The organism is Burkholderia sp. AU30280 (genome assembly GCF_020420125.1).
In the GTDB taxonomy this organism is placed as follows: Bacteria; Pseudomonadota; Gammaproteobacteria; order Burkholderiales; family Burkholderiaceae; genus Burkholderia.
In genome coordinates this window covers 35556-48079 of sequence record NZ_JAIZRY010000012.1, presented here as the reverse complement: position 1 = coordinate 48079, position 12524 = coordinate 35556, and the positions used below count along the sequence as shown (strand labels likewise).

General features: G+C 66.8%; 11 protein-coding genes. 7 read left to right on the top strand and 4 right to left on the bottom strand.

Annotation, left to right across the window (positions count from 1 at the left end):
- Positions 1-278: 278 nt before the first annotated feature.
- On the bottom strand, positions 279-2225 hold the full coding sequence (gene mnmC / locus LGN17_RS25510; RefSeq protein ID WP_226199188.1) for a bifunctional tRNA (5-methylaminomethyl-2-thiouridine)(34)-methyltransferase MnmD/FAD-dependent 5-carboxymethylaminomethyl-2-thiouridine(34) oxidoreductase MnmC: 1947 nt from the start codon (positions 2223-2225) through the stop codon (positions 279-281).
- A 388-nt stretch (positions 2226-2613) separates the two neighbouring features.
- Here mnmC and LGN17_RS25505 point away from each other — a divergent pair, with 388 nt between their 5' ends.
- The gene (locus LGN17_RS25505; RefSeq protein ID WP_006401505.1) at positions 2614-2892 is read left to right on the top strand and encodes an HU family DNA-binding protein; all 279 of its coding nucleotides are present in this window, start codon (positions 2614-2616) and stop codon (positions 2890-2892) included.
- Between the two features lie 118 nt (positions 2893-3010).
- Here LGN17_RS25505 and LGN17_RS25500 read toward each other — a convergent pair whose 3' ends face one another.
- Both LGN17_RS25500 and LGN17_RS25495 read right to left on the bottom strand, forming a co-directional pair.
- On the bottom strand, positions 3011-4324 hold the full coding sequence (locus tag LGN17_RS25500; RefSeq protein WP_226199187.1) for a GTP-binding protein: 1314 nt from the start codon (positions 4322-4324) through the stop codon (positions 3011-3013).
- A 159-nt stretch (positions 4325-4483) separates the two neighbouring features.
- Positions 4484-4933 (bottom strand): lytic transglycosylase domain-containing protein, encoded by a 450-nt coding sequence (locus LGN17_RS25495; RefSeq protein ID WP_226199186.1) that lies wholly within the window; start codon positions 4931-4933, stop codon positions 4484-4486.
- Positions 4934-5320: 387 nt separating this feature from the next.
- On the opposite strand from LGN17_RS25495, the gene gspD reads away from it, so the two are divergent.
- From gspD to gspF, 3 genes are read left to right on the top strand one after another with little or no spacing between them, the layout of a single operon-like run.
- Positions 5321-7636, top strand: coding sequence for a type II secretion system secretin GspD (gene gspD / locus LGN17_RS25490; RefSeq protein WP_226199185.1), 2316 nt, complete (start codon positions 5321-5323; stop codon positions 7634-7636).
- Complete coding sequence (gspE, locus tag LGN17_RS25485; protein WP_175969796.1) at positions 7633-9132, top strand: type II secretion system ATPase GspE; 1500 nt, start codon at positions 7633-7635, stop codon at positions 9130-9132. Before gspD ends, gspE begins: the two co-directional genes overlap by 4 nt.
- 4 nt (positions 9133-9136) lie before the next feature.
- Positions 9137-10354, top strand: coding sequence for a type II secretion system inner membrane protein GspF (gene gspF, locus LGN17_RS25480; protein WP_226199184.1), 1218 nt, complete (start codon positions 9137-9139; stop codon positions 10352-10354).
- Between the two features lie 35 nt (positions 10355-10389).
- On the opposite strand, the gene LGN17_RS25475 is transcribed toward gspF, so the two are convergent.
- The gene (locus LGN17_RS25475) at positions 10390-10800 is read right to left on the bottom strand and encodes a type II secretion system protein N (protein WP_043184833.1); all 411 of its coding nucleotides are present in this window, start codon (positions 10798-10800) and stop codon (positions 10390-10392) included.
- A gap of 175 nt (positions 10801-10975) precedes the next feature.
- On the opposite strand from LGN17_RS25475, the gene gspG reads away from it, so the two are divergent.
- The 3 genes from gspG to gspI are packed head-to-tail and all read left to right on the top strand — an operon-like array spanning position 10976 to position 12522.
- Positions 10976-11428, top strand: coding sequence for a type II secretion system major pseudopilin GspG (gene gspG / locus LGN17_RS25470; protein ID WP_166891651.1), 453 nt, complete (start codon positions 10976-10978; stop codon positions 11426-11428).
- A 39-nt stretch (positions 11429-11467) separates the two neighbouring features.
- Complete coding sequence (locus LGN17_RS25465) at positions 11468-12037, top strand: GspH/FimT family pseudopilin (RefSeq protein ID WP_226199183.1); 570 nt, start codon at positions 11468-11470, stop codon at positions 12035-12037.
- Between the two features lie 2 nt (positions 12038-12039).
- On the top strand, positions 12040-12522 hold the full coding sequence (gene gspI, locus LGN17_RS25460) for a type II secretion system minor pseudopilin GspI (RefSeq protein ID WP_413227053.1): 483 nt from the start codon (positions 12040-12042) through the stop codon (positions 12520-12522).
- Positions 12523-12524: the final 2 nt, after the last annotated feature.

Genomic DNA, 12524 nt, shown 5'->3' with positions numbered 1-12524 from the left:
TAGAAGTTAACAAAGGACGCACAGTTCTGTGGATAACTTCGGTTTACGTTGACGGATCAAGGTGTTGCAGAGCCGATAACCCGTTGCACAGACTGTTCGTGCACAGCAGTTTGAGTTGAGCAACTTTCGGGCCGCCTCACAGCTGTGCCGAGTTGCCCAGTTTACGTCCACTGTGATTACACACGAAGTGCGCGCGGATTTCGCGCGGTTATCCACAGCGTCGCGTGGATAACCTTGCGCAAAAAAGTCGGGAAACTGTGAGCGGATCGAGTGAGCGATCAGCCGGCCTGGCCGACGCGGCGTGCGCGCAACGCGCGGATCAGGAAGCGTGCGGGGTCGACGGCATCGGCGAGTTCGCGCTCGAGCGGCCACGGCTCGCCTTCGAGTTGCGAGGCAATCAGTTCGGCGCCGAGCGCGGCCCATACGAGGCCGCGCGAGCCGAAGCCGAATGCGCCGTAGAGCCCGGGCATGCGCGGCAGGTCGCGCGCCTGCGCACCGCTCAGTGCGCGTGCATGGGCGACGGCGCCCGCTTCGTCCGCGAGCGGGCCGAGCAGCGGCAGGCGGTCGCCGACGACCCAGCGGAACGCGACGCGGCCGCGCAGTGTGTCGGTATCCGGCAGCTCGCCGATCAGGCCGGGCAGCAGATGCCGCACGCGCTCGAGGTTTTCGAGGTGGCCGGCCGCGCGCATCGCGGGATCGATGTCGTCGGGCTCGAACGTCGCGCCGATCAGCAGCGTGCCGTCGTCGAGCGGTACCGCGTAACCGTCGCCGATCGTCGGGCACGGCAGCGGTGCCGTGCTGCCGGCCGGCAGCAACGTGAGCTGGCCGCGCACCGGCTGCAGCGCGACATGCTGCAGCCCGGCGAGACGCGCGGCGTCGCCGGCATTCGCGAGCACGACGACGGGCGCGTCGGCCAGCGTGCCGCCCGTATCGTCGAGCGCATGCCATGCGTCGCCCCGACGTTCGAGTTTTGCAACGCGGGTGGATGCGAGCAAGCGCACGCGCTCGCCGGCCGCCGCATATTGGGCCGCGCAAAGGCCGGCCGGCCAGACGGCGCCGCCGTGCGGAAACAGCAGGCCGCCCTGCGCGACCGGCAGGTTCAGATGAGCGCGCGCGGCATCGACGTCGAGCAACGACACGTAGTCGGACGGCGCACCGAACGCATCGAAGGCATCGCGCATCCGTTCGAAGTCGTCGGCCGATTCGGCGAGATGGATCATCCCGTGCGTGCTGCGCGCGAATGCGTGGCCTGCACGTTCGAGTGCGCGCCAGCGCACGATCGCGTGCAGGAAGCCGCTGCGCGTGAGCCGGCTCGCGACGTTGTCGTCGCGTGTCATCAACGGATGGAATACGCCGGCCGGATTGCCCGATGCTTCGCTCGCGATGCGGTCGTGCCGCTCGATCAGCGTAACTTCCCAGCCGCGCGCGGCCAGGCGTTCGACGACCGCGCACCCTGCCAGGCCTGCGCCGATCACGATCGCGCGACGCGTCGCGACAGGCAAGGCGAGCGGCGGCTCGTGCCGGCGCGCGCGCCAGCGCGGCGCATATTCGCCGACGAGCAGATCGTCGATCTCGCGAGACGTGAAACCCGATGTGTCGAGTGCGTGTTTCAACGCGTCCGAATGCGCATGCGCTGCAAACGTTGCGTGTTCGCCGGCGATTTTCGAGAGCGCACGGACCACGCCGGTCGACTGGAGATCCGCGTCGCTCGATGACGCGAGGCCGTCGAGACAGAACGCGTCGGCGCGCGCAACGATCCTCCCCAGCATGTCGATCGCATCGCCGAACGCGAGCGTGAGCACCACGCGCCCTTCGTCGAATTCGAGCCGGTGCAGCCCTGGTACAAGCATCGGCCACGCGTCGGCAAGGGCATCGACTTCCGCCGATATGGTTGTGTCAGCAACGATATGCGAAGCTGCACGGCGCAGGTCGTCGCGCGCAAACGGATGCGGTTCGACTGCGACAAAATGCAGCCGCTCGCAGCGCGCGGGATCGTCGCGCCACGCGGCCCAGGCCGCGAGGAAGCTGCCGCCCGCGCCGAATCCGGTCGCCACGATCGTGAACGTGCGGCGGCCCTGCCAGCGCGCCGGCAGCCCGTTGCCCGCGACGAACACGCGATGCGCAAGTGCGCCTGATGCGCTGCGCTGGAGATCGCCGAACTCGGGCGAGACGAGCGTGCCGTCGTCGCGAAGGGCGAGCGTGGCGGGAACAAGTCGGTCGGTCATGCGAAACAAAAAACGTGGCAGCCAAGCCTGGCAAGGGATTGCGCGGGGCCGTCCGACCGGTCGTTGGAAAAAGCCAACGGCGCGGCGTACGGGCAGACCGCGCTGCGTATCCTGTCCGGTTGGCGCGGGTCAAAAAACGGGCAGCCGGTGATTCATTCGGCGAAATACCGATGAAAATCTTTGAAACCCTTGTCGTTATTGGGTTTGCGCTGCGCTATCATAGCAACGCCGTACCGCGGGGTGGCCGCCGGCTAACCGGAGGGCGCGTCGCGCGGGCCAGGATTCGGCGCTGTGTCGTCGGAGTCTGACTCTCGACGGCACGGTTCGCGCACGTATAATCGGCGCGTTCGCGCTGTTCGTGTCAACCTAACCTGATAAAGGAACCTTAATGAACAAACAGGAACTGATCGACGCCGTCGCCGCCCAAACGGGCGCCAGCAAGGCTCAAACCGGCGAAACGCTGGACACGCTGCTCGAAGTCATCAAGAAGGCCGTGTCGAAGGGTGATGCGGTTCAGCTGATCGGCTTCGGCAGCTTCGGTTCGGGCAAGCGCGCAGCACGTACGGGCCGCAACCCGAAGACCGGCGAAACCATCAAGATCCCGGCAGCCAAGACGGTCAAGTTCACGGCTGGCAAGGCGTTCAAGGACGCCGTCAACAAGCGTTAAACCAGCGCCTGTTCCAAGAAAAACCCGCCTTTCGGCGGGTTTTTTGTTTGGCGCGCGCGGCATTTTCGCCACAGTCCGCGCCCCTCTTGCAAGATTTAACGGTTGTTTTTACAACGCGTTACGCATGCACGATCTGCGTGTCGCCGTGATCGTCGTCGTCGTGCGAATCGACATCCCACGCCGGGAACGGATCGTCGAACGCATGCCATCCGGCCGCGCCGAGTGCGAATTCCGCATCGGTCAGCAGGCACGCGTCGAGCTTCGCACGCCATGCATTCGCGTCGAGCGCGATGCCGATCAGCACGAGCTCCTGCCGGCGGTCGCCCACCGCGCGATCGTCGAGATCGCCGTGCCATTCGGCGCGGATTTCGCCGAGCAGCTCATCGTCGTCCGGCCATTCCGCGCGATCCTGCGCCGCCCACCAGAGCCCCGCCGGGCCATGCCGGCATACGCCACCCGCCTGCGACAGCGAACCCGCGATGTCGTTTCGCGTCGCGAGCCAGAAGAAGCCCTTGCTGCGCAGCACGCCCGGCCACTCCTGGTGCAGCAGCGCCCAGAGTCGAGCCGGATGAAACGGCCGGCGCGCACGGTAAACAAAATTGCCGATGCCGAATTCGTCGGCTTCGCTGTGCACGTGCGCATGATGTTCGTCATGGCCGTCCGGGTCGTCGCGATGCGCGTGATCGTGATCGAGCGACGCGAGCCAGCCCGGTGCGTTCGCGGCCTCGTCGAAATCGAAGCGGCCCGTGTTCAGCACTTCGTCGAGCGGCACGTTGCCGAACGTCGACACGACCTGGTGCGCGCGCGGATTGAGTCGCGCCAGAATGTGCTGCAAGCGTGCAAGGTCGTTCGCGTCGACGAGGTCGGCCTTGTTGATCACCAGCACGTCGCAGAACTCGATCTGCTCGATCAGCAGCTCGACGAGCGTGCGGTCGTCCTCTTCCGAGGCGGCGATGCCGCGCGCCGCGAGCGCATCGTCCGAGCCATAGTCGCGCAGGAAGTTGTACGCATCGACCACGGTGACGAGCGTGTCGAGCTGCGCGACCTTCGACAGCGACGTGCCGTCGTCGTCGACGAACGTGAAGGTTTCGGCGATCGGCATCGGCTCCGCGATTCCGGTCGATTCGATCAAGATCGCGTCGAAGCGTCCTTCGGACGCGAGCGTGCGGATCTCGACGAGCAGGTCGTCGCGCAGCGTGCAGCAGATGCAGCCGTTCGACATCTCGACGAGCCGTTCCTCGACGTGCGACAGCGCCTGCGCGTCGCGCACGAGCGATGCGTCGATGTTGACCGCCGCGAGATCGTTGACGATCACGGCGACTTTCAGGCCCGCGCGGTTCGCGAGGATGTGATTGAGCAGCGTGGTCTTGCCGGCGCCGAGGAAGCCGGACAGCACGGTGACGGGCAACGGCTGGTTCATTGCCGGATTCATAGCGATATGCACCAACGGAAAGATTGAAAAAGCGGCCGCGACGCCCTTCCGGGGCGCGATCGTCCCGCGGACGGGCGAAATTGCGGCGTGAGATCCGCATTGTGCATCAAACGCGCGCCGGCCGGCCGGTACGGCGTCAGGCCGCGCTGCGGCGCCGCGTCATTGCACCGGCGGCAGCAGCTTCCACTGGGTCAGGATGCCGGCGATCTGCCGCGCGTACTTGTCGCGCAGCGACGGGGTTTCCGAATGATAGGCGCCGACGGCCTGCCACGTGTTGCCGTAGCGGTTCATCTTCTGCTTGAGATGCCACGCGGCGATGTACACGTTCTTGCACGGCTCCATCAGCGTATCGCGGCCGATCCCGTAGCGCGACAGCGTCGGCAGGTGGATCGAATTGATCTGCATCAGGCCGTAGTCGACCGAGCCGTTGGCGTTCTTGTTCAGCGCGCCGGGCCGGTTGCGCGATTCCTGCCACGCGATCGCGCGCAGGATCAGCGGATTGACCTGCTGATATTTGGCCGCTTCGTCGAAACAGTCCGCGCGAGCGTTCGCGCTGGCGAAACAAGCGCCGGCGACGATCAACGCGATCGAAACGAACCGTCTGTTCATGGTGCGAAATCGACAAGAAAATGCGTGAGGGTCGGGAAAACCCGCGCCTGTTATTCGTGCGACAAGAATCATGCCGCCCGTATCATACCGACAGTCCGTCAGCTTGAGACATACAGGAATACGGCAGCCCGGTTATACCGCATTTCCGTGTCGATTCATCGTGAAACGGGGGCGATGGCCGGCATGCCGGGAATAGGCCGAATCTTACATATTGCATACGGTTCGCCGGATACATGTCGTATGTGAGACAGTCCTCGGATCAATGTGATATTTCGGACATGAAAAACTGCTAATGTCGCCTCTTTCGGACTTGGATCCCAGCACTACCGCCGGAAGTGGCCTGAGCCGGCATCGACCCATTCATCCATGACAAGAAATCGCTTCGTAATGCGGCGCGTCGCCACGACCCTGATCGTCGCCGGCATCATCGTCTCGCAGGCCGCCTACGCTCAGGTCACGCTCAACTTCGTGAATGCGGATATCGACCAGGTCGCCAAGGCGATCGGCGCCGCAACCGGCAAGACCATCATCGTCGACCCTCGTGTGAAGGGGCAGCTCAACCTCGTGGCCGAACGGCCAGTGCCGGAAGACCAGGCGCTGAAGACGCTGCAGTCGGCGCTGCGCATGCAGGGCTTCTCGCTCGTGCAGGATCACGGCGTGCTGAAGGTCGTACCCGAGGCCGATGCGAAACTGCAGGGCGTGCCGACCTATGTTGGCAATGCGCCGCAGGCCCGCGGCGACCAGGTGATCACGCAGGTGTTCGAGCTGCACAACGAATCGGCGAACAACCTGCTGCCCGTGCTGCGGCCGCTGATCTCGCCGAACAACACGGTCACTGCCTATCCGGCGAACAACACGATCGTCGTGACCGACTACGCGGACAACGTGCGGCGCATCGCGCAGATCATCGCCGGCGTGGACAGCGCCGCGGGCGCGCAGGTACAGGTCGTTCCGCTGCGCAACGCGAACGCGATCGATCTCGCCGCGCAGCTGCAGAAAATGCTCGACCCGGGCGCGATCGGCAACAGCGACGCGACGCTGAAGGTGTCGGTCACGGCCGACCCGCGCACCAACTCGCTGCTGCTGCGCGCGTCGAGCGCGTCGCGCCTCGCGGCCGCCAAGCGGCTCGTGCAGCAGCTCGATGCGCCGAGCGGGGTGCCCGGCAACATGCACGTCGTGCCGCTGCGCAACGCCGACGCGGTGAAGCTCGCGAAGACGCTGCGCGGGATGCTCGGCAAGGGCAGCGGCAGCGACAGCGGCTCGTCGGCGTCCTCCAACGATGCGAACAGCTTCAACCAGAACGGCGGCTCGTCGTCGAGCGGCAACTTCTCGACCGGCACGTCCGGCACCCCGCCGCTGCCGTCGGGAGGCCTCGGCGGCTCGTCGTCCTCGTCGGGGTACGGCGGCTCGTCGGGCAGCGGCGGCGGTCTCGGCAGCGCCGGCCTGCTCGGCGGCGACAAGGACAAGGGCGACGACAACCAGCCCGGCGGGATGATCCAGGCCGATGCGGCGACCAACTCGCTGATCATCACCGCGTCGGATCCGGTGTACCGGAACCTGCGCTCGGTGATCGACCAGCTCGACAAGCGTCGCGCGCAGGTCTACATCGAAGCGCTGATCGTCGAGCTGAACTCGACGACGGCCGGCCAGCTCGGCATCCAGTGGCAGGTCGCGAGCGGCGCGCTGCTCGCCGGCACGAACCTCGCGGCCACCGCCGGCAGCGTCGCGGGCAACAGCATCATCAACCTGACGGCCGGGACGGTGAACACCACCACGGGCGGGTTGACCGGGGCCGGGGTGGCGGCGAACCTGTCGTCGCTGAACCAGGGCCTCAACATCGGCTGGCTGCACAACATGTTCGGCGTGCAGGGGCTCGGCGCGCTGCTGCAGTATTTCGCGGGCGTGAGCGACGCGAACGTGCTGTCGACGCCTAACCTGATCACGCTCGACAACGAAGAAGCGAAGATCGTCGTCGGCGAGAACGTGCCGATCCCGACCGGTTCGTATTCGAACCTGACGAGCGGCACGACGAGCAACGCGTTCAACACCTACGATCGCCGCGACGTCGGCCTGACGCTGCACGTGAAGCCGCAGATCACCGACGGCGGGATCCTGAAGCTGCAGTTGTATACCGAGGATTCGGCGGTGGACACCGCGACGACGAACGCGCAGACGGGGCCGTCGTTTACGAAGCGCTCGATCCAGTCGACGATCCTGGCCGACAACGGCGAAGTGATCGTGCTCGGCGGCCTGATGCAGGACGCTTACCAGGTGTCGAACAGCAAGGTGCCGCTGCTCGGCGACATCCCTTGGATCGGCCAGCTGTTCCGCTCAGAAAGCAAGCAGCGCAAGAAGACCAACCTGATGGTGTTCCTGCGCCCGGTGATCATCGGCGATCGCGATACCGCGCAGGCCGTCACCGCGAACCGCTACGACTACATCCAGGGCGTGACGGGTGCGTACAAGTCGGACAACAACGTGATGCGCGACAAGGACGATCCGATCGTTCCGCCGATGCCGATCGGCCCGAGCCAAGGCGGCACGGCCGCGGGCAACCTGTTCGATCTCGACAAGATGCGTCGCCAGCAGTTGCAGCGCCAGACGGCACCGGCGCCGACACCCGAACAGGCGCAGCCGCAGAGCGTGCCGCAGCAGGCGGTGCCGCAACAGCCGCTGACGGCCACGCCGGGAGCGTCGCAGTGAGCGACGTGCTCGCATCCCCTTCCCACGACGGCGCGCCGGGCGAACGGCAGCCGCCGTCGCCGCTCGCCGCGCGGCTGTTGCCGTACGGCTTCGCGAAGAGCGGCCAGGTGCTGATCGCGCACCAGCTCGACGACACGCTCGAGGTGTGGATCAGCGAACGCACGAGCGACGCCGCGCTCGCGGAGATCGCGCGCAACTTCGGCTCGATCTCCGTGCATCGCGTGCCGGCCGACGAGCTCGCACAGGCGATCAACCATGCGTACGCACGCCAGGACGGCAGCGCCGCGCAGGTGGTCGGCGAGGTCGAAGGCGAAGTCGACCTGTCGCGGCTGATGCAGGACATCCCCGAAGTCGAGGATCTGCTCGAATCGGAAGACGACGCGCCGATCATCCGGATGATCAACGCGCTGCTCACGCAAGCGGCGCGCGAACAGGCGTCGGACATCCACATCGAGCCGTTCGAGAACGCCTCGGTTGTGCGCTTTCGCGTCGACGGCACGCTGCGCGACGTCGTGCGGCCGAAGAAGGCGCTGCACGGCGCGCTGATCTCGCGGATCAAGATCATGGCGCAGCTCGATATCGCGGAGAAGCGCCTGCCGCAGGATGGCCGCATCACGCTGCGCGTCGGCGGCCGGCCGGTCGACGTGCGGGTGTCGACGCTGCCGACCGGGCACGGCGAGCGCGCGGTGCTGCGTCTGCTGGAAAAGGATGCGAAGCGGCTGAACCTCGAAGCGCTCGGGATGGGCCGCGACACGCTCGTGCAATTCGACAAGCTGATCGCGCGGCCGCACGGCATCGTGCTCGTCACGGGCCCGACGGGTTCGGGCAAGACGACCACGCTGTACGCGTCGATGTCGCGGCTCGAAACCGCGACGACCAACATCATGACCGTCGAGGACCCGATCGAATACGACCTCGGCGGCATCGGCCAGACGCAGGTGAACGAGCGGATCGGGATGACCTTTGCCCGCGCGCTGCGCTCGATCCTGCGTCAGGATCCGGACGTGATCATGATCGGCGAAATCCGCGACCTCGAAACCGCGCAGATCGCCGTGCAGGCATCGCTGACGGGCCACCTCGTGCTCGCGACGCTGCACACGAACGATGCGGCCTCGGCCGTCACGCGTCTGACCGACATGGGCGTCGAGCCGTACCTGCTCGCATCGTCGCTGCTCGGCGTGCTCGCGCAGCGGCTCGTGCGGCAGCTCTGTCCCGCCTGCAAGGAAGAGCGCCAGGAAGAAGGCCGCACCGTGTGGCATCCGGTCGGCTGCGACAAGTGCGGGCATTCGGGCTATTCGGGCCGGCGCGGCGTATACGAACTGCTGCTGGTCGACGATTCGATCCGCTCGCTGATCCACCGCAACGCGGCCGACGCGGAGATTCTCGCCGCTGGTCGCGCGGAAGGGATGCGCACGCTGCGCGACGATGCCGAGCGCTGGCTCGCGTCGGGCGCGACGTCGCTCGAGGAAGTGCTGCGCGTGACGGGAGGCGCATAGCGCGATGCCGGCATTCCGTTTCGAAGCAATCGATTCGGCGGGACGCGCGCAGAAAGGCGTCATCGATGCCGACAGCGCCCGTGCCGCGCGCGGCCAGCTGCGTACACAGGGGCTCACGCCGCTCGTCGTCGAGCCGGCCGCCAGCGCGACGCGCGGGGCCCGGTCGCAGCGGCTCGCGTTCGGCCGCAAGCTGTCGCAGCGCGAACAGGCGATCCTCACGCGCCAGCTCGCGAGCCTGCTGATCGCCGGGTTGCCGCTCGACGAGGCGCTCGGCGTGCTGACCGAGCAGGCCGAGCGCGACTACATCCGCGAACTGATGGCCGCGATCCGCGCCGAAGTGCTCGGCGGCCATTCGCTCGCGAATGCGCTGGGCCAGCATCCGCGCGATTTCCCGGAGATCTATCGCGCGCTCGTCGCGGCGGGCGAGCACACCGGCAAGCTCGGCATCGTGTTGTCGCGCCTTGCCGACTACATCGAGCAGAGCAACGCGCTGAAGCAGAAGATCCTGCTGGCGTTCACGTATCCGGGAATCGTCACGCTGATCGCATTCGGCATCGTCACGTTCCTGCTGAGCTATGTCGTGCCGCAGGTCGTCAACGTGTTCGCGAGCACGAAGCAGCAGCTGCCCGTGCTCACGATCGTGATGATGGCGCTGTCGGATTTCGTGCGGCACTGGTGGTGGGCGATCCTGATCGCGGTCGCGCTCGTCGTGTGGTTCGTGAAGGCGACGCTGTCGCGCGACGGGCCTCGCCTCGCGTTCGACCGCTGGGTGCTCACCGCGCCGCTTGCGGGCAAGCTCGTACGCGGCTACAACACGGTGCGTTTCGCGAGCACGCTCGGCATCCTCACCGCGGCGGGCGTGCCGATCCTGCGCGCGCTGCAGGCGGCCGGCGAGACGCTGTCGAACCGCGCGATGCGCGCGAACATCGACGACGCGATCGTGCGCGTGCGTGAAGGCTCCGCGCTGTCGCGCGCGCTGAACAACGTGAAGACGTTTCCGCCGGTGCTCGTGCACCTGATCCGTTCCGGCGAAGCGACGGGCGACGTGACGACGATGCTGGATCGCGCGGCCGAAGGCGAAGCGCGCGAACTCGAACGCCGCACGATGTTCCTGACGAGCCTGCTCGAGCCGCTGTTGATCCTGGCGATGGGGGGCATCGTGCTCGTGATCGTGCTGGCGGTGATGCTGCCGATCATCGAGCTGAACAACATGGTGCAGTGACGGCCTGACCGTGGGTCGGGCCGTCGCCTTCGGCTTCAGCGCATGTAGATCGCCGGGGACGGCGTGTTGGCGGGAAGCTGGACTTCGGTGCGGGCACCGTTGCGCTCGACGATGATCGAGCGGGGGCGGACTTCGGCGAGCTTCGCGCCGGACGTGACGTCCGCGCCGAGCGACACGGCGCGCGGCGGCTCACCGCCGACACCGACGATCGCGGCGCCGCCGTGGTCGAGCGCGAGGATGCCGAACAGGTGGATGTCCTGCACGGGATTCTTGTCGAGCTGACCGCCGAAGAGCGCCGCGGCGTCCTCGGTGCGGATCGGCAGCCGCGCGGCGGCGGCGGGCAGCGGCGCTTCGCGGGCTGACAGCGTGACGACCCAGTAGGTGGCCGTCGCGCACAAACCCGCGAAGAGGGCTAGGGAGAGGATCCGGATCGAGAGCGCGTTCATGCGCGCTATTGTACGGATGTATATGAAATTTGCGTTGGGTGAAAGCCCTCGGCAATGCGCGCCTTACAATGCGTGCTCCGCGCCCGCGGGTTCGGAAGGTTGCCGTCAGGCAATCGTCCGGTGCGCCGGGCGCGTCACTCAACCAACGACATTTTTTGGAAAGAGGTAGTCAGTCATGCAAACGTGGATCACTCGCCGCAACGCGGCCGTGCGTCGTCAGCGCGGTTTCACGCTGATCGAGATCATGGTGGTGGTCGCGATCCTCGGGATCCTGGCGGCGCTGATCGTGCCGAAGATCATGAGCCGCCCGGACGAGGCACGCCGCATCGCCGCGAAGCAGGACATCGGCACGATCATGCAGGCGCTCAAGCTGTACCGTCTCGACAACGGCCGCTACCCGACCCAGGATCAGGGCCTGAACGCGCTGATCCAGAAGCCGTCCACCGATCCGATCCCGAACAACTGGAAGGACGGCGGCTATCTCGAGCGCCTGCCGAACGATCCGTGGGGTAACAGCTACAAGTACCTGAACCCGGGCGTGCACGGCGAGATCGACGTGTTCAGCTACGGCGCGGACGGCAAGGAAGGCGGCGAAGGCAACGACACCGACATCGGTTCGTGGCAATAAGCGCTCACTGACCGGCCCGACGCTTCGCTCCCGTTCTTCATGCTCGCCATTCGCACGACCTTCCGCTGCGGCCGCGATTGCCGTGTGCGTCGCGGCGCGGCTTCGTCCGTGCCGGCGCGTGCCGACGGCGGGCGCGCGTTGCACGGGGCGCGGCGACATCGCGCGCGCGGCTTCACGCTGCTCGAAATGCTGGTCGTGCTCGTGATCGCGGGGTTGCTCGTGTCGCTCGCATCCTTGTCGCTCACGCGCAATCCGCGCACCGACCTGCGCGAGGAAGCGCAGCGCATCGCGCTGCTGTTCGAGACGGCCGGCGACGAAGCGCAGGTGCGTGCCCGGCCGATCGCGTGGCAGCCGACCGCGCACGGCTTCCGTTTCGACGTGAGCTCGCCCGACGGCTGGCGCACGCTGCGCGACGACCTGCTGCGTCCGCGCGACTGGGACGGTGGCGTCACCGGCGCCGACATCGACTATCCGGGGTCCGACACGCATGCGAATCGCGTCGTGTTCGGCACCGAGAGCATCGACACGCCGGTGCGCGTGACGCTGCATTCGGCGGCCGGCAGCGCGACGATCGTCGGCACCGGCAATGGCCGCTACGAGGTGCAATGACGATGCGTCGTCGCCTGCCCTCTTCCGTTTCTTCATCGCGCCCCCCAAGGGGACTTCCTTCGGGGCACCCCGGGCGGGTTTCCTCCGGAGCCCGGCCTGCGGCCGGCCTCGTCGGGGCGCGCGGTTTCACGATGATCGAGGTGCTGGTCGCGCTCGCGATCATCGCGGTCGCGCTCGCCGCTTCGATCCGCGCGGTCGGCACGATGGCGACCAACGCGTCGGATCTTCATCGCCGGCTGCTCGCCGGCTGGAGCGCCGACAACGCGCTCGCGCAGATGCGGCTTACGCATGCGTGGCCGGAGATCGGCGAACAGAGTTTCGACTGCTCGCAAGGCAACGTGCAGCTCGTCTGCACGCAGCGCGTGAGCACCACGCCCAACCCGGTGTTCCGGCGCGTGCGGATTTCGGTGAGCATGCCGGGGCACACCGGCGTGCTCGCGCAGATGGTGACGGTGGTCGCGAATGAAACCAGCCGTCCGCTCTGACG